This is a genomic window from Catenuloplanes nepalensis, from assembly GCF_030811575.1.
Classification (GTDB): Bacteria; Actinomycetota; Actinomycetes; order Mycobacteriales; family Micromonosporaceae; genus Catenuloplanes; species Catenuloplanes nepalensis.
On sequence record NZ_JAUSRA010000001.1, the window covers coordinates 9,035,468 to 9,055,874 of the forward strand.

Annotated in this window: 21 protein-coding genes; 11 read left to right on the forward strand and 10 right to left on the reverse strand. The window is 71.4% G+C overall.

All coding sequences use genetic code 11. From position 1 onward, the window contains the following. Positions 1 to 10: 10 nt before the first annotated feature. From J2S43_RS39395 to J2S43_RS39405, 3 genes are all read right to left on the reverse strand, one after another. A complete protein-coding gene (locus tag J2S43_RS39395) occupies positions 11 to 343 on the reverse strand; it encodes a hypothetical protein (protein ID WP_306838228.1) in 333 nt (110 codons plus the stop codon). A 65-nt stretch (positions 344 to 408) separates the two neighbouring features. Further along, positions 409 to 909 (reverse strand): GNAT family N-acetyltransferase, encoded by a 501-nt coding sequence (locus tag J2S43_RS39400; protein WP_306838229.1) that lies wholly within the window; start codon positions 907 to 909, stop codon positions 409 to 411. Beyond that, positions 906 to 1,187 carry a type II toxin-antitoxin system TacA family antitoxin gene (locus tag J2S43_RS39405; RefSeq protein ID WP_306838232.1) on the reverse strand — a complete coding sequence of 94 codons (282 nt, stop codon included), beginning with the start codon at positions 1,185 to 1,187 and terminating at the stop codon, positions 906 to 908. The genes J2S43_RS39400 and J2S43_RS39405 overlap by 4 nt, the downstream gene beginning before the upstream one ends. A gap of 221 nt (positions 1,188 to 1,408) precedes the next feature. Between J2S43_RS39405 and J2S43_RS39410 the strand changes: the two genes are divergently transcribed. Then, the gene (locus tag J2S43_RS39410; RefSeq protein ID WP_306838234.1) at positions 1,409 to 1,885 is read left to right on the forward strand and encodes a hypothetical protein; all 477 of its coding nucleotides are present in this window, start codon (positions 1,409 to 1,411) and stop codon (positions 1,883 to 1,885) included. A gap of 353 nt (positions 1,886 to 2,238) precedes the next feature. Here J2S43_RS39410 and msrA read toward each other — a convergent pair whose 3' ends face one another. Together msrA and J2S43_RS39420 are read right to left on the reverse strand one after the other, a co-directional pair. Continuing rightward, complete coding sequence (msrA, locus tag J2S43_RS39415; protein ID WP_306838236.1) at positions 2,239 to 2,931, reverse strand: peptide-methionine (S)-S-oxide reductase MsrA; 693 nt, start codon at positions 2,929 to 2,931, stop codon at positions 2,239 to 2,241. Between the two features lie 84 nt (positions 2,932 to 3,015). Next, a complete protein-coding gene (locus J2S43_RS39420; protein WP_306838238.1) occupies positions 3,016 to 3,426 on the reverse strand; it encodes an HIT family protein in 411 nt (136 codons plus the stop codon). A gap of 23 nt (positions 3,427 to 3,449) precedes the next feature. On the opposite strand from J2S43_RS39420, the gene J2S43_RS39425 reads away from it, so the two are divergent. From J2S43_RS39425 to ilvA, 3 genes are read left to right on the forward strand one after another with little or no spacing between them, the layout of a single operon-like run. Next, positions 3,450 to 4,589: a cystathionine gamma-synthase gene (locus tag J2S43_RS39425; protein WP_306838240.1), complete on the forward strand. Its 1,140-nt coding sequence runs from the start codon at positions 3,450 to 3,452 to the stop codon at positions 4,587 to 4,589. Between the two features lie 49 nt (positions 4,590 to 4,638). After that, positions 4,639 to 6,024: an amidase gene (locus tag J2S43_RS39430; protein ID WP_306838242.1), complete on the forward strand. Its 1,386-nt coding sequence runs from the start codon at positions 4,639 to 4,641 to the stop codon at positions 6,022 to 6,024. Between the two features lie 49 nt (positions 6,025 to 6,073). Continuing rightward, on the forward strand, positions 6,074 to 7,315 hold the full coding sequence (gene ilvA, locus J2S43_RS39435) for a threonine ammonia-lyase (protein WP_306838244.1): 1,242 nt from the start codon (positions 6,074 to 6,076) through the stop codon (positions 7,313 to 7,315). A gap of 310 nt (positions 7,316 to 7,625) precedes the next feature. Here ilvA and greA read toward each other — a convergent pair whose 3' ends face one another. Both greA and J2S43_RS39445 read right to left on the reverse strand, forming a co-directional pair. Continuing rightward, positions 7,626 to 8,105, reverse strand: a complete 480-nt coding sequence (greA, locus tag J2S43_RS39440) for a transcription elongation factor GreA (RefSeq protein ID WP_306838246.1) — start codon at positions 8,103 to 8,105, stop codon at positions 7,626 to 7,628. 112 nt (positions 8,106 to 8,217) lie between these two features. Continuing rightward, positions 8,218 to 8,649, reverse strand: coding sequence for a DUF4307 domain-containing protein (locus tag J2S43_RS39445; RefSeq protein ID WP_306838248.1), 432 nt, complete (start codon positions 8,647 to 8,649; stop codon positions 8,218 to 8,220). A gap of 115 nt (positions 8,650 to 8,764) precedes the next feature. On the opposite strand from J2S43_RS39445, the gene mca reads away from it, so the two are divergent. The 3 genes from mca (at position 8,765) to J2S43_RS39460 (ending at position 12,642) form a co-directional block, all read left to right on the forward strand. Beyond that, positions 8,765 to 9,646, forward strand: coding sequence for a mycothiol conjugate amidase Mca (gene mca, locus J2S43_RS39450; RefSeq protein ID WP_306838250.1), 882 nt, complete (start codon positions 8,765 to 8,767; stop codon positions 9,644 to 9,646). A 44-nt stretch (positions 9,647 to 9,690) separates the two neighbouring features. Continuing rightward, entirely contained in the window at positions 9,691 to 10,005 is a 315-nt protein-coding gene (locus tag J2S43_RS39455) for a hypothetical protein (RefSeq protein WP_306838252.1), read from the forward strand. A gap of 189 nt (positions 10,006 to 10,194) precedes the next feature. Further along, positions 10,195 to 12,642 (forward strand): putative bifunctional diguanylate cyclase/phosphodiesterase, encoded by a 2,448-nt coding sequence (locus J2S43_RS39460; RefSeq protein WP_306838255.1) that lies wholly within the window; start codon positions 10,195 to 10,197, stop codon positions 12,640 to 12,642. Positions 12,643 to 13,540: 898 nt separating this feature from the next. Here J2S43_RS39460 and J2S43_RS39465 read toward each other — a convergent pair. Then, a complete protein-coding gene (locus J2S43_RS39465) occupies positions 13,541 to 13,861 on the reverse strand; it encodes a DMT family transporter (protein ID WP_306838257.1) in 321 nt (106 codons plus the stop codon). A gap of 43 nt (positions 13,862 to 13,904) precedes the next feature. Further along, complete coding sequence (locus tag J2S43_RS39470; RefSeq protein ID WP_306838259.1) at positions 13,905 to 15,125, reverse strand: sensor domain-containing phosphodiesterase; 1,221 nt, start codon at positions 15,123 to 15,125, stop codon at positions 13,905 to 13,907. A gap of 109 nt (positions 15,126 to 15,234) precedes the next feature. Between J2S43_RS39470 and J2S43_RS39475 the strand changes: the two genes are divergently transcribed. The 3 genes from J2S43_RS39475 to purE are packed head-to-tail and all read left to right on the forward strand — an operon-like array spanning position 15,235 to position 18,910. After that, the gene (locus tag J2S43_RS39475) at positions 15,235 to 17,268 is read left to right on the forward strand and encodes a thioredoxin domain-containing protein (RefSeq protein ID WP_306838261.1); all 2,034 of its coding nucleotides are present in this window, start codon (positions 15,235 to 15,237) and stop codon (positions 17,266 to 17,268) included. Positions 17,269 to 17,276: 8 nt separating this feature from the next. Then, positions 17,277 to 18,425 carry a 5-(carboxyamino)imidazole ribonucleotide synthase gene (locus tag J2S43_RS39480; RefSeq protein WP_306838263.1) on the forward strand — a complete coding sequence of 383 codons (1,149 nt, stop codon included), beginning with the start codon at positions 17,277 to 17,279 and terminating at the stop codon, positions 18,423 to 18,425. After that, positions 18,419 to 18,910: a 5-(carboxyamino)imidazole ribonucleotide mutase gene (purE, locus tag J2S43_RS39485; protein WP_306838265.1), complete on the forward strand. Its 492-nt coding sequence runs from the start codon at positions 18,419 to 18,421 to the stop codon at positions 18,908 to 18,910. The genes J2S43_RS39480 and purE overlap by 7 nt, the downstream gene beginning before the upstream one ends. Here purE and J2S43_RS39490 read toward each other — a convergent pair. Beyond that, complete coding sequence (locus J2S43_RS39490) at positions 18,907 to 19,227, reverse strand: STAS domain-containing protein (RefSeq protein ID WP_306838267.1); 321 nt, start codon at positions 19,225 to 19,227, stop codon at positions 18,907 to 18,909. The two genes, purE and J2S43_RS39490, sit on opposite strands and share 4 nt — an antisense overlap. Positions 19,228 to 19,416: 189 nt before the next feature. Between J2S43_RS39490 and J2S43_RS39495 the strand changes: the two genes are divergently transcribed. Then, positions 19,417 to 20,370: a helix-turn-helix transcriptional regulator gene (locus J2S43_RS39495; RefSeq protein ID WP_306838269.1), complete on the forward strand. Its 954-nt coding sequence runs from the start codon at positions 19,417 to 19,419 to the stop codon at positions 20,368 to 20,370. Positions 20,371 to 20,407 lie beyond the last annotated feature (37 nt).

Sequence of the window (20,407 nt, forward strand, 5' to 3'; positions counted from 1 at the left end):
GCGGCGGAGGCTACGCGGCGAAGCGTCCGTTCTCCGGGCGGGGCAATTCGGGAAAACGCTGCTCCCACGTGCTGCGCATTTCCGGTGAGAGCCACAGAGACGGCCACAGGCGGATCAAAGTCGCTCGATCGAGGTAATCGTGCAGATCGGCCGGCTTGGTTGCCTCGATCAGCACAGCCCGGTAATAGTCGACCAGCCGGGCCGGATCGTCGAGGTCGTATTGGGGAGAGCCGGACCAGTCCAGGTGAACCGGAAGGCAGGCCGAGCCCGCAGACGGGCCGTGCAGTTCGGCCAGGCTGTCGGCGGTCACGATTGGCTTGGCGTAACGGCGCACGAGGTTCACCTCCTTTGCCCAGGATACGGCCGTTCGTGAGGGCGAGGCTGAACGATACGTGCCCCCGTGCGGGTTCAGTGTCCGACTGCCGCGGCGATGTCGCTGATCTTCTGGACCAAGCGCATGGTGCCGGGGATCTCGCGGAAGCCGTGGTGGAGGTAGAAGCCGTGGGCGTCGCGATCGATCGTGTCGACGACCACGAAGCGGGCGGCGACCACATCGGTGGCGACGACGATGCGTTGCAGGGCGTCCGCGAGCAGGGTTCCGCCGAGTCCCTGGCCGTGCAGCGTCTTGTCGAGGGCGAGTCGTGCCAGCAGCACGGCCGGGATCTGGCCCGGGTTTCCGCGCCCGAGCGACCTGGGCAGGTCCTCACGCACGACCAGGTGCGCGGCGATCGTGTAGTACGCGGCGACCCGGCCGCCGTCCTGCCAGACGAAGGTCCGGCCGGTGCGGTGAGCCTCGGCGGTCAGGGCGTGTTCTCGCAACCATGTGTCGAGGTCGGCCTTGCCGCTGTCGAAATGTGCGGTTTCATGCTGCTCGTTCAGCGCTTCCCCGATGAAGGCCGCGAGCGTCACCGCCGCTCGACGACGTCACGAGCGCGTCGTGCGGCCCGCTGTAGTGCGGCGTTCGGGCGCGGCTGAGCATCGAGCGCCCGCAGCAGTTCCTCGAAGAAGTCGGCCGGCACGACGGTGGCGATCGAGTGCTGGTGCAGAACCTGATCAGCGCGCTCTTCCGCCGCCGTGCGGGCGAAGTCGGAGGTGCTCTCGTGCACCAGCTCGGCGGCCTCCTCGATGCGCCTCTTCGCCTCGGGGCGAAGCCGGAACTCGAAGCGGGCGGACGCGGCGATGGTCATGGCCATCCCCTTCCTGTGTACGGACGAGTGTACGTACACAGGAAGGGGCGCTGCAACGGATCAGCGGGTGCCCGGGGCCTCGATGGAGGTCTGGGCCGGCATGTTGCCGACGCCGATCGGGCAGGACAGGCCGTTGGGGCCGGGGCTGGCGATATGTGCCCCAACGCTGAGGCTGATGACAGCCCCTTGCATCGAGTTCTGAATAAGTTCAGAATTGGGGTGTGGAGACCAAGGAAGTGCAGTGGAGCGAGCTGCAGCGCGATCCCAAATCAGTTGCGGCCCTGGCGGACGCGGGCGACGTCCGGGTGCGTCGACGGGACGGCGCTGACCTGCTGCTGACCCGGGAGGACCGGGCTGCAGCCTCGGGAGAAGGCGCCATCGCCACGGTGCGGATGTTGCGAAATCTCATCGCACATGTCCCCGTGGAGACGGCCGCGGTGGCTCTGAGTGACGAGTTCCCCTGGCTGAGCCTGCTTCCGGCCGATGCGGTGAACCAATTCGTCGCCGAGTTCGTCAAGGCCGCGCGGATCTCCGCTGAGCTGGGGCAGTGGTCGGTGCTGGCTGAGCTTCTGCGGGGCTGGAAGGCGACTGCCGCAGTCTACGCCGACCCGGATCTTCTTCGCCAGCTGAGTGGCCCGCTGAGCGATGATCTCGGGCCCGTTCCGGTTCCGGTGGAGTGCGACTCCGATGAGCGCTAAGCGAGGTGACCGAGTGGCGCCGCCGGGGAAGCCCGGCGGATGGGAGGCGCGGTTCGCCACCTCCGAGGCGGCGAAGGGTTGGGAAAGCCTGTGCCAGACCGCCAGATCGAACACGTGGGAGGCGTGGATAGTCCTTACTGAACGACCTGCCGCGCCGGTGAATCCGGCGCGGCAGCATCGACTCTTCGGACCGCTCTCCCACCGTGACATCGGTGGGAGGCGTCTTGAGCAGTGGCAATACGAGGTTACGGCAGGTGGCCGTATCTGGTACTGCCCTGATCCGGAGCGTCGCATCGTGTGGCTGGTCGCGGCGGGCCCAGCTCATCCCAAGATCACCGAGTGATCGGTGGAGATCAGCGGGCGCCCGGGGCCTCGATGGAGGTCTGGGCCGGCATGTTGCCGACGCCGATCGGGCAGGACAGGCCGTTGGGGCCGTGGTTGCAGTAGCCGTTGGGGTTCTTGGCGTCGGACAGGTACTGCTGGTGGTAGTCCTCGGCGAAGTAGTAGTGCGTGAGCGGCGCGATTTCGGTGGTGATGTCGCCGAGGCCGGCCTGGGCGACCACCGGGGCGAAGGCCTCCCGGGACGCGGCGGCCGTGGTCAGCTGGGCGTCGGTGGTGGTGTAGATCGCGGAGCGGTACTGGGTGCCGACGTCGTTGCCCTGGCGCATGCCCTGGGTCGGGTCGTGGTTCTCCCAGAACGCCTTCAGGATCGTCTCGAAGGAGATCTTCGCCGGGTCGTAGACCACCTGCACCGCCTCGGTGTGGCCGGTCAGGCCGGAGCACACCTCCTCGTAGGTGGGGTTCTCGGTGAAGCCTCCGGCGTAGCCGGCGGACGTGGAGATCACGCCGGGCAGCCGCCAGAAGATGCGCTCGGCGCCCCAGAAACAGCCCATGCCGAAGACCGCGACCTCGGCGTTGTCCGGCCAGGGGCCGGTCAGTGAGGTGCCCAGGACGGTGTGGCGGTCGGCCACCGGCATCGCGACCGAACGGCCGGGGATCGCCTGTGCCTCGGTGACCAGATCAAGCTTCTTGAACCGCAAGAACACGGTGAGCTCCTCTCATGCTTCCACCAGCATCCAACACCGGGCCCCGCAAGATCCTTACCAGTTTCTTACCTGCGGAACGTACCGTCACAAAGCGTCTTTGATCTTGTCGGCGTAAGCCGCGGCCTCGTCGGGCGAGGAGTAGCGCGTGCGGGGCCAGAAGAATCCGCGCAGGCCGTCGCCCCTGGTGCGCGGCACCACGTGCGCGTGCAGGTGCGGCACCGACTGCGAGACCCGGTTGTTCATCGCCACGAACGTGCCGCCCGCGCCGAGGCCGGCCTCGACCGCCACGGACAGCCGCCGCACCAGCGCGAAGAACGGCCCGAGCAGATCAAGATCAAGATCGGGCAGCGTGGGTACGTGCGGGCGCGGCACCACCAGCACGTGCCCCTTGAAGACCGGACGGGTGTCCAGGAACGCGACCCCGTCCGGGGTGTCCGCTACCACGGTAGCGGGTGTCGTGCCCGCCACGATCGCACAGAAGACACAGTCCGCCATCCGGGCAGACTAGCGTTAGCCGAATGACGCACGGCTTCGAAACGCTCGCGATCCACGCGGGCCAGGACCCGGAGGCACGCACCGGTGCGGTGGTGCCCCCGATCTTTCAGACCAGCACATACGCGCAGGACGCCGTCGGCTCACCCCGGCTCGGCTACGAATACTCGCGGTCCGGCAACCCCACGCGGGACGCGCTGCAGGAGTGCCTGGCCGCGATCGAGGGCGGGCGCCGGGCGTTCGCGTTCGCCAGCGGGCTCGCGGCCGAGGACACGCTGCTCCGCGCCGTGCTGCGGCCGGGCGACCACGTGATCATCCCGGACGACGCGTACGGCGGCACGTTCCGGCTCTTCGCCAAGGTCGCGGAGCGGTGGGGCGTGAGCTGGTCCGCGGTCGACCTCACGGACGTGGACATGGTCCGCACCGCGATGACGCCGCACACCCGGATGATCTGGGTGGAGACGCCGACGAACCCGCTGCTGTCGATCGTGGACATCGCGGTGCTCGCCGGCATCGCGCACGAGCGGGAGGCGGTGCTGGTGGTGGACAACACGTTCGCCTCGCCGTACCTTCAGCAGCCGCTCGCGCTCGGCGCGGACGTGGTCGTCCACTCGACCACGAAGTACATCGGTGGGCACTCCGACGTGATCGGCGGCGCGCTGATCGTCAGCGACGAGGAGCTGACCGAGCAGATCGGCTTCCACCAGAACGCGATGGGCGCGATCAACGGCCCGTTCGACGCGTGGCTGACGCTGCGCGGCATCAAGACGCTCGGCGTCCGGATGGACCGGCACTGCGACAACGCGGAGAAGATCGCCGAGTACCTCACCCGGCAGTCCGCGGTCTCCGAGGTCATCTACCCCGGCCTGGAGTCGCACCCGGGCCACGACGTGGCCGCGAAGCAGATGCGCCGGTACGGCGGGATGATCTCGTTCCGTGCGGCGGGTGGCCCGGAGGCGGCGGAGCGCATCTGCAACAGCACCAAGCTGTTCGTGCTCGCCGAGTCGCTGGGCGGCGTGGAGTCGCTGATCGAGCACCCCGGCCGGATGACCCACGCGAGCACGGCCGGATCCCCGCTTGAAGTTCCCGCCGATCTCGTGCGACTGTCGGTCGGCATCGAAACCGTCGACGATCTTCTCGCGGATCTCGAAGCGGCTCTGCGCTGATCGACATCGGGGCCCTGGCGTTCAGGGCCCCACACACTGGGGAGGGGTCATGACGGAGCCGGTGCCCAACTGGGTGGGTGCCACGGCGAAGCAGATCGCCCGGGGCGTCCGCCGTGGTGACACGTCCGCCACCCAGGTCGTCGCCGACCACCTCGAGCACATCACCGCGCGCGAGCCGCTGATCGGCGCGTTTCGCGTGGTGCGCGGCGGCGAGGCGGCCACCGAGGCGGAGAAGGTCGACGAGCAGCACGATCTCACCCGCCTTCCGCTGGCCGGGGTGCCGGTCGCGGTGAAGGAGAACACCGCGATCGCCGGCCTGCCCACCTGGCACGGCTCGGCGGCGGCGCGCGGCCCGATCGCGGAGGAGGACCACGAGGTGGTCCGCCGGCTGCGCGGCGCGGGCGCGGTCGTGGTCGCCACCTCCCGCATGCCGGAGCTGGGCGTCTTCGCGGTGACCGATGACGAGGACGGGCCGACCCGCAACCCCTGGGACCTGACCCGCACGCCGGGTGGCTCGTCCGGTGGCGCCGCGGCCGCGGTCGCGGCCGGGCTGGTGCCGATCGCACACGGCAACGACGGGTTCGGCTCGATCCGGATCCCGGCCGCGTGCTGCGGGCTGGTGGGGCTGAAGCCGGGCCGCGGCGTGGTGCCGCCGCCGGCCGGCGCGACCGGCTTCTTCGGCATGGGCGAGCACGGCCTGCTGACCACCACGGTCGCGGACGCGGCGATCGGCTTCGCGGTGCTGGCCGGCCGCGAGTCGGCGAAGCTGGTGGAGCCGTCGCACCTGCGGATCGCGGTCTCCACCCGGTCACCCGTGTCCGGCATCCGGGCCGACGCACCGAACCGGGACGCGGTCACGGCCGCCTCCCGCCTGCTGCTGGCCGCCGGGCACACCGCGGTCGCCCGGGACCCGGTCTACCCGGTCTCGCTCGGCGCGCGCGGCCTCGCCACCTGGTTCGCCGACGCCGCGCAGAAGGCGGAGGAGGGCGGTCTCCCGCTCGGGACGCTGCAGCGTCGCCACCGCATCCACGCCCGGCTCGGGAAGATCGCACTGCGCCGAGGGTACGTGCGGGAGGCCGATCGCGAGGCGTTCCGCACCCGTTCGATCGCGTTCTTCGGCGACAACGGGTTCGACCTGCTGGTCACGCCGGCGCTGGCCGCCACACCGCCCGCGGCGGACGGCTGGGCGCAGCGGTCCTGGGCGGCCAACATGCGCGCCTGTATGCGGTACGCGCCGTTCTCCGCGCCGTGGAACCTGGCCGCGCTGCCCGCGCTGGTGGTGCCGGTCGGCCTGCGCCCGGACGGGCTGCCGCTGACCGTGCAGCTGGTCGGCCCGCCCGGTTCGGAGATGACGCTGCTCGCGGTCGCCGGGCAGTTCGAGCTGGCCGCGCCCTGGCAGCGGCACGCGCCGTCGGTCTTTCCCGCAGTGCGGTAGTCCCACCTCTTCCGGGCGGCGGACCGTCCGCGGGTGGGACGATGCGGGCATGGACGATCTCGTTTCGCTGCCGGACGTCGAGGCGGCCCGAGAGCTGATCAGCGGCGTGGTGCGCACCACGCCGCTGGAGCCGTCCCGGCCGCTCTCCGCGCTGCTCGGCGTGCCCACGTGGCTGAAGTGCGAGAACCTGCAGCGCGCCGGGTCCTACAAGGTGCGCGGCGCGTACGTGCGCATCTCCCGGCTCTCCGCCGCGGAGCGCGACCGAGGCGTGGTCGCGGCCAGCGCCGGCAACCACGCGCAGGGCGTGGCGCTCGCGGCGAGCCTGCTCGGCATCCCGTCGACCGTGTTCATGCCGGTCGGCGCGCCGCTGCCGAAGGTCGCGGCGACCCGCAACTACGGCGCCGCGGTCGAGTTCCGCGGCTCGACCGTGGACGAGGCGCTGGTCGCGGCGCAGGAGTTCGCCGAGGAGACCGGCGCGATGTTCATCCACCCGTTCGACCACCCGCACGTGATCGCCGGGCAGGGCACGGTGGCGCTGGAGATCCTGGAGCAGTGCCCGGACGTGCGCACGATCGTCACCGGGGTGGGCGGCGGCGGCCTGATCTCCGGGCTGGCGGTCGCCACGAAGGCGCTGCGGCCGGACGTGCGGGTGATCGGCGTGCAGGCGGCCGGTGCCGCCGCGTTCCCGCCGTCACTGGCCGCGGGCTCGCCGGTGCGGCTGTCCAGCATCGGCACGATCGCGGACGGGATCGCGGTCGGCTGCCCCGGCGAGGTGACGTTCCGGCACGTGTCCAAACTGTGCGACGACGTGGTGACGGTCTCCGACGAGGACATCTCGCGGGCGCTGGTGATGCTGCTGGAGCGCGGCAAGATGGTGGTGGAGCCGGCCGGTGCGGTCGGCGTGGCCGCGCTGCTGGCCGGCGCGATCGAGGTCGGCGACGGCCCGGTGGTGGCCGTGCTGTCCGGCGGGAACATCGATCCGCTGCTGCTGCTCCGGCTGATCGAGCACGGCCTGGCCGCGGCCGGGCGCTACCTGCGGTTCGCCGTGCGGTGCGGGGACCGGCCGGGTCAGCTGGCCGAGCTGCTCTCCCGCATCGCGCAGCTGCAGGCGAACATCGTCGACGTCGAGCACCTGCGGCACAACCCGCGGCTGCGGATCGGCGAGGTCGAGGTGGCGCTCTCGGTCGAGACCCGCGGCTCCGGGCACAGCGAGGCGCTGCTGCGCGCCCTGCGCGAGAACGGCTACTCCGTCCGCCTCGCGCAGGGCGACGAGCGACGCGACCAGCCGTGAGGGCGCGATGAGCGACACGACCCACGCCGTGGGGGCCGCGGTGAGCGACACGACCCACGCCGTGGGGCCGGCGATGAGCGACACGACCCACGCCGTGAGGGGCCGCGGTGAGCGACACGACCCACGCCGTGGGGGCCGCGGTGAGCGACACGATCAGCCGTCAGGGCGCGATGAGCGACGCGACCCACCCCGTGAGGGCGCGGCGTTGTCCTGAGGCCGATTTTCCGCAGGCACGCACTTCGCCTGCGGAAAATCGGCCGAAGGTCGACGCCCGAGAGCGCCCGAGCCGTCCGAGCGGAGCGAGGACCGGCTACCCGGCGAAGGGCTCGAACCTGACGACGGTGACCTTTATGTCGGCACCGCTCGGGGCCGTGTAGGTGCAGGTCTGGCCGCCGGACGCGCCGAGGATCGACTTGCCGAGCGCGGACTCCGGACTGTAGACGGTGTAGTCCGTGGTCGCGGAGATCTCGCGGGACCCGAGCAGGAACGTCTCGGTGTCGTCCTTGTCGTCGTCGAAGTAGATGGTGACGACCATGCCGGGCGAGACCTTGTCGGCGGTGGGCGCCTCGCCCACCTGCGCGTCGCGGAGCAGCTCCTTGAGGTACGAGATGCGGTGCTCCTGCTTGGCCTGCTCCTCGCGGGCGGCGTGATAACCGCCGTTCTCCCGCAGGTCACCTTCCTCGCGCCGCTCGTTGATCTCCGCTGCGATGACGGGGCGCGCCGCGATCAGCTGGTCGAGCTCGGCCTGCAGCCGGTCGTACGCGTCCTGGGAAAGCCAGGTCGTGGACACAGACGATCTCCTCATATGGCTTGCGGCGAACAGGGTCGAACTACCAACTTACCAGTGGGAGACAACCCATTTCACTACCGAGTTTCACGGCTAGTGATCGTGAGCGCTTTTCTCAGTTAGCGCGACAGTGGAGGACTTCGCCGATGAACGGTCGCTCGCTGGTGTTCAGCCGGTGATCGACGGTGACCGGTTCGCCGCCCGCGACGCCGTTCACCCGGACCTCCTCGGACCCCACCGTGGCGCCGGCCCGGTTGCGCGCGCGCACGCCGCAGGTCGCGGAACCGTCCGCCGGCACGTTCACCCGGAAGTGCACGACGATCCCGGTGTCCGTGATGTCCGTGTAACTGATGACCTCGGCGTCGTACGCCGGATCGCCGTACTTCTGATATTCGCTGTACGCGATCATGATGCCGATCACCAGCACCGCCGAGACCGCGGCCACGACCAGCCAAGGACGGCGTCGGTGCTGCTCACGCCGTCGGCCGTATCGGCCCGGGGGGAACACCGGAGCCGCCGCAGGCGTTGTCGCGTGGGTCTCGGTCACCGGTGCCACACTCCTGCGGTTGGGTACGTCGGGGCCGGTCGGCCAGAATGTGTCCGGTGCATTCTCGCAGCATGCGGGGACGAATGTACCGGCAGGTCACGAGGGAGAGTCAGCGTTGGCTGAGCAGTTGCGTCTGATGGCGGTGCACGCCCACCCCGACGACGAGTCGAGCAAGGGCGCCGCGTCGAGTGCGAAATACATCGCGGAAGGCGTCTCCGTGCTGGTGGTGACCTGTACGGGCGGCGAGCGCGGCAGCGTGCTGAACCCGAAGCTGGACCGGCCGGAGGTCTGGGCGGACATCGCCAACATCCGGCGCAAGGAGATGGACGCGGCGCGCGAGATCCTCGGCGTCGAGCAGGCCTGGCTGGGCTACGTCGACTCCGGCCTGCCGGAGGGCGACCCGCTGCCGCCGCTGCCGGAGGGCTGCTTCGGCCTGATGGACCCGGAGGTGGCCGCGGAGCCGCTGGTCAAGCTGATCCGCGAGTTCCGCCCGCACGTGATCACCACGTACGACGAGAACGGCGGCTACCCGCACCCGGACCACATCATGACCCACAAGGTGTCGGTGGCCGCGTTCGAGGCGGCCGGTGACCCGGACCGGTTCCCGGCCGCCGGTGAGCCGTGGCAGCCGCTGAAGCTCTACTACAACTCCGGGTTCTCCAGGGACCGCGTGTTCGCGCTGCACGAGGCGATGCTGGCCGAGGGGCTGACGTCGCCGTACGTGGAGTGGATCGAGAAGTGGGACGAGAGCCGGGACCGCGGCGACAAGATCACCACGCGGGTGCCGTGCGGCGAGTACTTCGACGTCCGCGACGACGCGCTGCGGGCGCACGCCACCCAGGTCGACCCGGACGGTTTCTGGTTCCAGGTGCCGCGGGAGCTGCAGCTCAAGGTGTGGCCGACCGAGGACTTCGAGCTGGCCCGGTCGCTGGTCGACAGCGTGCTGCCGGAGACCGACCTGTTCGCCGGGATCCGAGACTCGGTGACGGTGCGCTGATCCGACCGGCGTACCGTGGGCGGTGAGAACGAGGAGGCGGCGTGATGGTGACCGATGGTCTCGACGCGCGCGCGCAGCATGGCCTGGACGTGCTCGCGCAGAACAACTTCGGTGACACGCGCACGGGTGGCCTGACCGGGCCGCTGGGCCTGCTCATCATCGTGCTGCTGGCGATCGCGACCGTGTTCCTGATCAGGAGCATGAACAAGCGGCTTCGCCGGCTGCCCGACTCGTTCCCGCCGCCCACGGCCGGTCCGGTGCGGACGGAGAAGGACGGCGAGGAGAAAGTCCTCGATCCGACAGATCCGCCGGCCGAGGCCGAGGCGAAGGAAGAGAGCGGAAGCGCTCCCAAGAATTGAGCACGCGACGCTGACCAGCCTCTGTGGCCGGATCCGCACTGTGGCCGGGGCGTCAACCCCTGTTGCGCGCTCCACGATTGGCCTAGCCTTCCGCCGGGGGGTGTAATCACCTCCGGACCCTGCGCGGAAAGGGGGCGGTCGCCGATGTCTACGACGAGTGATCGCCAAAGCACCGCCAACCACTCCACAGTGGGTGGTGCGGTCCGTGCGCTGCACGCCTCCGTCCTCGCGGTCGCACTGGCGGCGGCGCTGCTGGGGCTGCTGCTCCCGGTCTCCGGCGGGCTCACCGGCCTGCCCTGGCCGATCCGCTGGGCCGTCGTCGCCGGTCTCGTCGCCTGCGGGCAGCTCGCCCGCGTCCGGGTCCAGGTCGCCACCGGCGCGGTCAGCCTCACCTGGGGCGAGGCCGCGCTGATCGTCGGTCTGCACCTGCTGCCCGCGCAGTGGCTGCCCGCGGCCACCGCCGCCGGCGCGGTGCTCGCCTGGACCGTGCTCTCCGCCGGCCACCCGCACCGGGTGAGCGCCGACGCCGTGCACGCCGGAGCGTCCCTGGTGGCCGGGTCCGCCGCGGCCGCCGTGCTGGCGCTCGCGGTGCGGCAGGGTCTGTCGATCGTGGTGCTCGCCTGGCCCGCACTCCGCGCCAAGCTGCCGCTCTTCACCGGCAACGTGCTGGTCGGCCTCTCCTTCGTCGCGGTGATCGAGGTGGACCCGCGCTGGCTGTTCTTCCTGGTGCCGGCGCTGTGGTTCATCCACCGGGGGTACGGGCAGCGCCTGCGCCACGAGGAGGACCGGCGCACCTGGATCACGTTCGCCTCGGCCACCGGCGCGCTCGCCGGCCCCGACCAGCGCGCCGTGGCGACCGCGGGCGCGGAGGGCGCGCTGGACCTGTTCGGCGCGGAGCGAGTCGAGGTGGACGTGGTCACGCCGACCGGCGTGAATCGGTACACCGCCGGCCACGACGGACTGGTGGTCGCCGCTCCTCCGGCCAACGAACCCTCCGATCCAGCCGACACGCTCGTCGCCCGCTCGTTGATCGCCCGCTCGCTCGTCGCCGCCGAGCGCCGGCTCGGCGAGATCCGCGTGCACTTCCCGGCGCCGGCCGGGGCCGCGTCCGCGAACGAGGCGGTGCTCTCCGCGTACGGTGACGCGCTCGCTCTCGCCCTGGGAAACGCGGCAATCACCGCCCAGGTTCACGATCTCACCGAACAAGCCGTCTACCAGGCCGCCCACGATCCGCTCACCGAGCTGACCAACCGGGTCGCGCTGCTCGCCGAGGGCGACACGGCACTGAGCGAACTGGACCGGGACGCGCCGGCCGCGCTGCTGCTGTTCGACGTGGACCGGCTCAAGCGGGTCAACGAGGCGATGGGCCACGCGGCCGGTGACGCGCTGCTCCGCGCGCTGTCCGACCGGCTGATCTCGCTGGCCCGGCCCGGTGAGCTGCTGGCCCGGCTGGACGGCGACGAGTTCGCGCTGCTGCTGACCGCGGCGGACGGGCCCCGGGCGTACCGCGCGGTCCCGCCGCCCCGGCCGATGATCGCGGTCGCGCCGGAGACGCCGCACGAGGCGCCGCCGGCCCCGGCCGAGCCGCCGCTGCTGCGCCGCGCCCGGCAGATCGCGGAGCGGCTGTCCGAGCCGATCGAGGTCTGCGACGTGCCGATGTCCGTCGAGGTCACGGTCGGTGTCGCGGTGAGCCCGGCCGGCGCGGCCGACATGGCCGAGCGGGTCCGGCAGGCCGAGCACGCGATGTACCGGGCCAAGGCGGCGAGCGCGCGGATCGCGGCGTACGACAGCGCCGCCGACTCCGCCACGGTCGACCACCTGTCGCTGCTGGCCGAGATGCGGGCCGCGCTCGCCGCCGACGACCAGCTGGTTCTGGACATGCAGCCCGCGGTCGACCTGGCCACCGGCGCGCCCACCGGCGTCGAGGCGCTGATCCGCTGGCAGCACCCGCGGCGCGGCCTGCTCACCCCGGCCGACTTCGTCCGCGCGGTCGAGGAGAGCGAGCTGCTGGCCCGGTTCACCGGCTACGTCCTGGACCAGGCGCTGGCCACCGCCGGTGAGTGGCGCGCACAGGGCCTGGACGTGCCGATCTCGGTGAACCTGTCCGCGCGCAACCTGCACGACCCGCGGCTGCCCGGTGAGGTCGGCGCGCTGCTGCGCCGCCACCACGTACCGCCGCATCTGCTGGTCCTGGAGATCACCGAGACGGTCGCGATGAGCCGCACCGGCGCGGTCGACGACGTCATCGACGGCCTGCGCGAACTGGGCGTCCAACTGTCGCTGGACGACTTCGGCACCGGGTTCTCGTCGCTCAGCTTCATCACCCGGATCCCGGTCGACGAACTCAAGGTGGACCGCTCCTTCGTCCGCGACATGGCCGGCTCCACCCGCGCCACCGCGGTCATCCGCGCCACCGTCGAACTCGGCCGCCGGATCAACGCCCGCGTCGTCGCCGAGGGCGTCGAGACCGCCGACCAGCGTGCCGCCCTGGTCAGCCTCGGCTGCGACTCCGGACAGGGCTACCACTTCTGCCGCCCGGTCCGCCGCGACAAGATCGTCCCCCTTCTCCGCTCCCTCCGCGACTCCGCCGGCCGCGCCACCGTGGTCCCCCTCCGCGCCGCCGACGACGCCTCCTGATCCCAGACCGACGCCGGCTGAAGACCGCTTCCGGTGTGGTGGCGGCCCGCACGCTGCCGCGGGCGCGCCGAACCCACGTTTCGGCGTGCTGCGGTTCGCGGGCTTTGAGGCTTGTTCAGCGGGGCGAGCCGACGTCGCGTCACCGCAGGCCAGCGCTGTCGGCGCATAACGTGCTGAATCAACCTCTTTGAGACTTGTTCAGCGCAGCGAACCGGCACCGCGTTGCCGCAGTCCGGGCGGCCTGACGAGGCGGCGCTGAATAAGCCTCCAGGGCCCGAAAAGGAGGTCGTTCTCGCGGCCGGATGATCTCCTCTTCGTACCGCTGATTGATCGCTCAGGGGTGGGGTTGCGATTCATGGGGACCGGGTGGGGCGCGGTAGTGCGGTGGCGCCGGTGTGGCGTTGGCGGCCTGGGCGGGAGGCCGGTAATTGCGTTGCCGGGGGTGATCCGAATCGCGGAGGATTGGGGCAGGAACTCGCGAGTTGGCTGGATTTATCCGGCTATTGCGGCACGCGAGCGTCACCGGTGACTTGCCGCGATGAGTCACCATTCGAAGAGATCCTGACGACCTGCCGAGCGGTGCGCGCGACCGTTCGGACCAGCGTCGTCACGGGGTGGTGTGCACCCGGGAAAGGCGCGCCGCCCCTCGCTCGCCGGCGCCGGAAAATGTCGTACCCGAGTCGTAGGCTAGAACAAACGTTCGAGGAAAGAAGGGCCGTCATGGTGGTTACCACGCACAACGGCAGCGAGTGGTCGTGAGCTGAGGCCGGCAGGCTTTGGCTCGTCTCGACCGACGGGGCCGCACATCCTCCAGTGACGGGGTGGCGGGACGAGGAGGCCGCGTCCCGCCGCCCCTTTCCGATTCGCGGGCGACCAGCGGCCGCCCGATCCGGGTGGGTCAGTGGGCGCCGCCGAGGTTGAGGGTGACGACGCCGGCGATGACCAGGCCGATGCCGGCGACCTTGGTGAGGCTCAGCGGCTCGCCGAGGAAGGCGGCGCCGATCGCGGCGATCGCGGCGGTGCCGACGCCGGACCAGATGGCGTAGGTGACGCCCACCGGGATCGTCTGGACCGTGCGGGAGAGCGCCCAGAACGAGGTGACGTAGCAGGCCGTGACCAGGACCGTGGGCCAGAGCCGGGTGAAGCCGTCGGTGGATTTGAGCAGGCTGGTGCCGACTATCTCGGCGCCGATCGCGGTGGCGAGGAACAGGTAGGCCATGGCGGGGACGACCCTTCGTCTGCATGCGGGGGTGCGAGAAGGGTTACAGGCCGTCCAGGTCGAAGACGACGGCGTCGGTAAGCTGGGCCGGCGGGCACGGGCGGGAGAAGAGCCAGCCCTGGCCGTAATCGGCGCCGAGCGCGCGCAGGATGCGCAGCTCACCAGCGGTCTCGACGCCCTCGGCGATGACCTTTGAGCCGCTGCCCTGGGCGAACGAGATCAGGGCACGGCTCAGCGCCTGCCGGATCTCGTCGCCCTCGATGCCGCGGACCAGACCGATGTCGAGCTTGATGATGTCCGGGCGCAGCTGCACCACCCGGTTCAGGCCGGCGTATCCGGCGCCGACGTCGTCGATCGCCACCCGCAGGCCCCGCCGCCGCAGTGGCGCCAGCGCGTCCCGCACGTCGGTCAGGTCGTCGACCTTCTCCTGCTCGGTCAGTTCGACGATGAGCCGATCCAGTGGTACGTCGTCGAAGAGCGCGAGCGTGCCCGGCGCCAGGATCGTGGTGGGGGACAGGTTCAGCGACATGAAGCCCGGCGTGTCCCGGCTCGCGGCCAGCGCGTTGCGGATCGCGGACCGTTCCAGCGCGATGCCCTCGCCGACCCGGGCCGCCTCCTCGAACCAGGTCAGCGGCGACCCGGTGGGGAACCGGCTGAGCGCCTCCGAGCCCGCGATCTTGCCACTGGTCAGGTCCACGATCGGCTGGACCACCACGACCGGGCCGCCGTTGCGTTCCAGCTCGGCCAGGCAGCCGCGGATCCGCGCCTGTTCCCTGCGGGACGCGTCCGCCGCGCTCAGCGTGACCGTGACGATCTCCGCCACGTCGTCGAGGTAGTCCAGGTCCCGGGCGTTCAGCGTGCGGTCCGGCGTGGCGGAGAAGCAGCACAGCGTGCCGTAGACCTCGCCGGTGCTCAGCCGCAGCGGCGTGCCGAGGTAGTTGCCGATGCCCAGGCCCCGGGTGAACGGCAGCGGGGCGGTCACCGGGTTCGCGGCGGTGTCCGGCACGATACGGTCCAGCCTGCCGTCCACGATCCGCTGGCAGAAGGTGTCCTCCAGCGGATCGCCCAGCCCGGGGCTCAGACCCGGGATCGGCGCCACGGCGTCCACCCAGCGGAAGACGCGCCGGTCGTCGACGAACTCGGCGATGAACGCGACGTCCATGCCGAGGCGCCGGCGGACCACCTGCAGCACCTGCTGCAGCGCGTCCGTGGCGCCGGCCGCGGGGGCGGGGCCGTCCGGCACGAGCAGGGGGGAGAGGTGCATGTCCCCGTTGATCGGCAGCGGTCCGCCCGGTCCGAGAGATCCGTGCCCGGGTGAAGCGCGTCACAGCGCGTACCCGCTGATGGTCTGGGGTCTGTGGGAGGGTGAGGGTATGAATCGGCTCGCGGACGCCACTTCGCCCTATCTGCTCCAGCACAAGGACAATCCGGTCGACTGGTGGCCGTGGGGCGAGGAGGCGTTCGCGGAGGCGCGCCGGCGGGACGTGCCGGTGCTGATCTCGGTCGGCTACGCGGCCTGCCACTGGTGTCACGTGATGGCGCACGAGTCGTTCGAGGACGAGGCGATCGCGCATCTGGTCAACGAGGGCTTCGTGGCGATCAAGGTCGACCGGGAGGAGCGGCCGGACGTCGACGCGGTGTACATGACCGCCACGCAGGCGATGAGCGGGCAGGGCGGCTGGCCGATGACGGTCTTCGCCACGCCGTCCGGTGATCCGTTCTTCTGCGGCACCTACTACCCGCGGCCCACGTTCGCCGGGCTCCTGACGTCGGTGACCAAGGCGTGGCGGGAGCAGCGGGACGACGTGGTCAAGCAGGGCGCGGCCGTCGTCACCGCGATCGGCGGCGCGCAACTGGCCGGCGGGCCGACCGCGCCGATCTCCGCGGAGCTGCTGGACGCGGCCGCGACCCGGCTGGCCGCGGAGCACGACGAGCGGGCCGGCGGGTTCGGTGGTGCGCCGAAGTTCCCGCCGCACATGAACCTGCTGTTCCTGCTGCGGCACTGGCAGCGCACCGGGGACGCGCGGTCGCTGGAGATCGTGCGGCACACCGCGGAGTCGATGGCTCGCGGCGGCATCTACGACCAGCTGGCCGGCGGGTTCGCGCGGTATTCGGTCGACGCGCACTGGACCGTGCCGCACTTCGAGAAGATGCTGTACGACAACGCGCTGCTGCTGCGCGTCTACGCGGAACTGTGGCGGCTGACCGGCGACCCGCTGGCCCGCCGGATCGCGGACGAGATCGTGTCGTTCCTGGCCCGGGACCTGCTGACCGACGACGGTGGTTACGCGTCCGCGCTGGACGCGGACACCGACGGCGTGGAAGGGCTGACCTACGCCTGGACGCCGGACCAACTGCGCGAGGTGCTCGGCGACTCCGACGGCACCTGGGCCGCCGACCTGTTCCAGGTGACGCCGGGCGGCACGTTCGAGCACGGCTCGAGCGTGCTGGTCCTGGCCAGGGACATCGACGACGCGGCCCCGGAGATCACCGCGCGCTGGCGGGACGTGCGCAAACGTCTGCTCGCGGCGCGCGCGGGCCGTCCGCAGCCGGCCCGCGACGACAAGATCGTGGCGGCCTGGAACGGGCTGGCGGTGACCGCGCTGGCGCACTACGCGATGGCGCTGGAGGGCACCGAGAAGCCCGCCGAGGGCCATCCGGAGACGCTGGGCGAGCGCACGGTGGCGTACGGCGGCGCGCTGATGACCGCCCGGGCGCTGGCCGAGCGGCACCTGGTCGACGGCCGGCTGCGGCGCGTCTCCCGGGACGGCATGGTGGGCACCCCGGCCGGCGTGCTGGAGGACTACGGCTGCGTGGCCGAGGCGTTCTGCGCGATGCACGAGCTGACCGGCAAGGGCGAGTGGCTGGAGCGCGCCGGTGCGCTGCTGGACACCGCGCTCGCCCGCTTCGGCAACGGCGCCGGCGGGTTCTTCGACACCGCGGACGACGCGGAGAAGCTGGTCACCCGGCCGGCGGACCCGACCGACAACGCCACCCCGGCCGGGCTGTCGGCGATGGCGAACGCGCTGATCGCCTACTCCGCGCTGACCGGCGAGACGAGCTACCGGGACGCGGCCGAGGCGGCGCTGCGCACGATCGCGCCGATCGCGGACAGGCATCCGCGGTTCGCCGGTTACTCGCTGGCCGCGGCGGAGGCACTGGTCTCCGGGCCGTTCGAGATCGCGGTGGTCACCGGCGAACCCGAGACGGACCCGCTGGTCACGGCCGCGCGCAAGCTGGCCCCGCCCGGCGCGGTGGTGGTCGCGGGCCTGCCGGACCAGCCGGGTGTGCCACTGCTCGCGGACCGGCCGATGCTCGATGGAAAGTCCACCGCCTATGTGTGCCGCGGCTTCGTCTGCGACCGCCCGGTCACCTCGGAGGAGGAGCTGGCGGCCAGGCTACGCTGATCGGCGAGATGGATACCCGAACCGGTCTGCCCGTTGTCGGCATGGTGGGCGGTGGCCAGCTGGCCCGGATGACCCACCAGGCCGCGATCGCCCTCGGCCAGTCACTGCGTGTGCTGGCACAGTCCCCCGACGACGGCGCCGCGCTGGTCGCCGCGGACGTCCAGATCGGTGAGCACACCGACCTGGCCGCGCTGCGCGAGTTCGCGAAGTCGTGCGACGTGGTCACGTTCGACCACGAGCACGTGCCGTCCGCGCACATCCGGGCGCTGGCCGCCGAGGGGTTCGCGGTGCATCCGGGTGCGGACGCGCTGCAGTTCGCGCAGGACAAGCTGCTGATGCGCACGCGCCTGACCGAGCTGGGTTTTCCGGCGCCGCGCTGGCGTACCGTCGAGGGCCTTGATGATCTCGTGTCCTTCGGCGACGAGACCGGCTGGCCGGTGATCGCGAAGGCGACCCGCGGTGGTTACGACGGACGCGGCGTCTTCCCGCTCTCCGACGCGGACGAGGCCGCGGCGCTGGTCGCGACCGGCACACCGCTGATCGTCGAGGAGCGGGTGCGGCTGGTCCGGGAGCTGGCCGTACTATGCGCGCGGTCGCCGTTCGGGCAGGTCGCGGCGTACCCGGTGGTCGAGACCGTGCAGCGGGACGGCATCTGCGTGGAGGTGCTGGCCCCGGCGCCGGACCTCTCCGAGGAGCTGGCCGTGGCCGCGCAGGAGTTGGCGATAGGCGTCGCGAAGCAGCTCGGCGTGGTCGGCCTGCTCGCGGTCGAGTTGTTCGAGACCGCGGACGGCTTGCTGGTCAACGAGCTGGCGATGCGCCCGCACAACTCCGGTCACTGGACGATCGAGGGCGCGCGGACGTCGCAGTTCGAGCAGCACCTGCGCGCGGTGCTGGACTATCCGCTGGGCGAGACGTCGCTCGCCGCACCGGCCGTGGTGATGGCGAACCTGCTCGGTGGCGAACCCGGTGGCATGAGCATCGACGAGCGGCTGCACCACCTGTTCGCCGAAGATCCAGGGATCAAGGTTCACCTGTACGGCAAGCAGGTCCGCCCCGGCCGCAAGATCGGGCACGTGACCGCGCTGGGTTCCGACATGACTTCGGTACGGGCGCGGGCCGTCCGTGCCGCCAAGTGGCTGCAAGAGGGACAATGGTAAGCGTTGGCGTGATCATGGGTTCGGACTCGGACTGGCCGGTCATGAAGGCCGCGGCCGAGGCGCTGGACGAGTTCGGCGTCGCGCACGAGGTCCGGGTGATCTCCGCGCACCGCACGCCGCAGGGCATGCTCGACTACGCCACCGGCGCGGCCGGACGCGGCCTCCAGGTGATCATCGCGGGTGCGGGCGGCGCCGCCCACCTGCCCGGCATGGTCGCGTCCGCGACGCCGCTGCCGGTGATCGGCGTGCCGGTGCCGCTGAAACACCTCGACGGCATGGACTCGCTGATGTCGATCGTGCAGATGCCGTCCGGCATCCCGGTCGCGACCGTGTCGATCGCGGGCGCGCGCAACGCGGGCCTGCTCGCGGTGCGCATCCTGGCCGCCTCCGACCCGGCGCTGCAGGCGAAGGTGACCGAGTTCCAGGCCGCGCTGACCGAGATGGTGGCGGAGAAGGACGCGAAGCTGCGTGCGTCCCTCGGCTAGGGCGTGTTCTGGGCAGGCCGGAGACCGAGCGCGGCCGCGGCGCCGGTCGTGTCCAGCACGAACTCGACCACGCCGTTCGCGCGCAGGATGCGCAGGCCGCCGCCGTGCGCGACGGCCAGGTGCCGGCAGGCCAGCAGCGCCCGGACCGTGCTGGCGTCGATCAGCGTGACGGCACCGAAGTCGATCGTGATGTGCGGGTGCCCGTCGGCGATCACCTGCCACACCGCGGCGACGATCTGGTGTCGGTTGTCGTGGTCGAACTCGCCGACCGCCTCCAGGCGGGCGGGCCCGCGAACGAGGATGTGTGTTCCGGTCACGGTCTGATGCTGACCGGCCCAGCCGACCGGCGCTAGCGCGCGAAACGACCGCCGGGCACGCGGATGTGCCGGAAACGAAGTCCTCTCCTCACCCGAACGGATGCCGGCGCACGTGAGGCAGTGCTTCGCGGCCGTCGGGCTCGTTTATCGGATAACCGAGCCGCACGGTGGGAGAAGCCGGAGATCCCCATGGCGACCGTGTTCCAGACCACCGACGTCGATGCGGCGCACGAGTTCCTCTGCCGTGCCTACGGACGGCTGCGCCTGCGCGTCACCAACGGCGAGCACCACGCCCGGTTCGGCCACTATGCGCTCGGCGCCGCCCAGCTGCACCGCAACTCGTTCCGGATGAGCATCGACGTCGACAGCGCGCCACAGCAGACGCTCATCTTCGGCCGGGTCGCCGGCGGGCACATCGCGTTCCGGACCAGAGGCCCGGTCCGGGTGTACGGCAGACCGGGCGAGGTGTTCACCGCTGTCCAGCCCGGCGAGCCGCACCGGGCCGCCCTGGAGGACGCGGACCTGGAGCTGGCCGTGCTCGAGCCGGGACTGGTCGCCGAGGTCGCGGACGGTGCGCCCGGCCGGGCCGCCCACCCGATCCGGTTCGCCGCGAACGTGCCGGTGCCCGCGCGGTCGGCCTGGCTCTGGAGCACCACCTACGACTACGTGCTCGGCTGCGTCGCCGCCGCGCCGGAGGCGGTCGCCGAGCCGCTGGTCGCGGGCAGCATGGCCCGTCTGCTCGCGGCGACCGCGCTGGCGGTGTTCCCGCACGACGGGCCGGACGAGCCGACCATCGAGGACCGGCGGGACGCGCATCCGGTGCCGCTGCGGCGGGCGGTGGCGTTCATCGACGACAATGCGCACCGTGACATCAGCCCGGCCGACATCGCGTCCGTCGCGCACGTCTCCATCCGGGCCATCCAGCTGGCGTTCCGCCGCCACCTCGACACCACGCCGCGCGGATACCTGCGCCGGGTCCGGCTCGCGCACGCGCACCGTGACCTGCTCGCCGCGGACCCGCGCGACACGACGGTGATGGCGATCGCGAGCCGCTGGGGCTTCGCCGACCACAGCAGGTTCACCGCGCAGTACCGCGCGGTGTACGGCGTGATCCCCTCCTGGACGCTACGGCGCGCGGGCTGACGCACTCAGGTGCGGTAGCTTTGCGTATCGGCTGGAG

Excerpts from the sequence above, each read along its gene's own strand:
- J2S43_RS39470 (WP_306838259.1), bottom strand. The coding sequence starts at position 15,125 with ATGCACCTCTCCCCCCTGCTCGTGCCGGACGGCCCCGCCCCCGCGGCC.
- J2S43_RS39430 (WP_306838242.1), top strand. The coding sequence starts at position 4,639 with ATGACGGAGCCGGTGCCCAACTGGGTGGGTGCCACGGCGAAGCAGATC.
- J2S43_RS39480 (WP_306838263.1), top strand. The coding sequence starts at position 17,277 with ATGGATACCCGAACCGGTCTGCCCGTTGTCGGCATGGTGGGCGGTGGC.
- J2S43_RS39455 (WP_306838252.1), top strand. The coding sequence starts at position 9,691 with ATGGTGACCGATGGTCTCGACGCGCGCGCGCAGCATGGCCTGGACGTG.
- J2S43_RS39405 (WP_306838232.1), bottom strand. The coding sequence starts at position 1,187 with ATGACCATCGCCGCGTCCGCCCGCTTCGAGTTCCGGCTTCGCCCCGAG.
- J2S43_RS39495 (WP_306838269.1), top strand. The coding sequence starts at position 19,417 with ATGGCGACCGTGTTCCAGACCACCGACGTCGATGCGGCGCACGAGTTC.
- ilvA (WP_306838244.1), top strand. The coding sequence starts at position 6,074 with ATGGACGATCTCGTTTCGCTGCCGGACGTCGAGGCGGCCCGAGAGCTG.
- J2S43_RS39425 (WP_306838240.1), top strand. The coding sequence starts at position 3,450 with ATGACGCACGGCTTCGAAACGCTCGCGATCCACGCGGGCCAGGACCCG.
- purE (WP_306838265.1), top strand. The coding sequence starts at position 18,419 with ATGGTAAGCGTTGGCGTGATCATGGGTTCGGACTCGGACTGGCCGGTC.
- J2S43_RS39420 (WP_306838238.1), bottom strand. The coding sequence starts at position 3,426 with ATGGCGGACTGTGTCTTCTGTGCGATCGTGGCGGGCACGACACCCGCT.
- J2S43_RS39475 (WP_306838261.1), top strand. The coding sequence starts at position 15,235 with ATGAATCGGCTCGCGGACGCCACTTCGCCCTATCTGCTCCAGCACAAG.
- J2S43_RS39465 (WP_306838257.1), bottom strand. The coding sequence starts at position 13,861 with ATGGCCTACCTGTTCCTCGCCACCGCGATCGGCGCCGAGATAGTCGGC.